Here is a 559-nt window from a genome sequence, read left to right as displayed (position 1 = left end):
TGACGACCACATCGCTGTGACCTCAACAGGCCGGTTCGTCGGGAACGCTGACCTGCTTAATCATGAACGCCGGGAGTTTGAGAAACGCCGTGGCGACCTGCTACAGACCGGCACCCGGAGCGCACACCTGACGTTTCAGCGAATCGGTGATCGTTTCGGGCGGTGGAGCGAAGATTACATCAACCGCTGCTCGAAAGGGATTGTTGCGGAAGCACAGCGGCACGACTGTACGCATATCGCATTCGAGGACTTGGGACAAATCCGCGAGCGGATCAGCGATGGCAAGAAATTCCAACAGTGGGCCTTCGGAGAGTTACAAGAGCAGGTCGAGAACAAGGCTGAGATGACCGGAATCGTCGTCTCGAAGGTTGAACCAGCCTACACCAGCCAGCAGTGTTCGCAGTGCGGGTGTACGCTTGAGGAGAACCGCAATGGGCAGAATTTCGCCTGTTTGGATTGTTCGTATGCCGTGAATGCCGACTATAACGCGGCGAAGAACGTCGCCCGGAAGTTAGCGTTACAACTCCAGCGAGGGCAGAAGTCCCCCGCTGGAGGAGCG

General features: G+C 57.2%; 1 protein-coding gene. It reads left to right on the top strand.

All coding sequences use genetic code 11. From position 1 onward, the window contains the following. Positions 1–559 (top strand): RNA-guided endonuclease TnpB family protein (locus DVK07_RS20835; protein ID WP_147441306.1); only part of this gene is annotated, 559 nt, incomplete at both ends.

This window comes from Halorubrum sp. Atlit-26R (assembly GCF_003666015.1).
In the GTDB taxonomy this organism is placed as follows: Archaea; Halobacteriota; Halobacteria; order Halobacteriales; family Haloferacaceae; genus Halorubrum.
The sequence above is the reverse complement of the archived record's forward strand: the minus strand, read 5'-3'. Positions and strand labels throughout refer to the sequence as shown.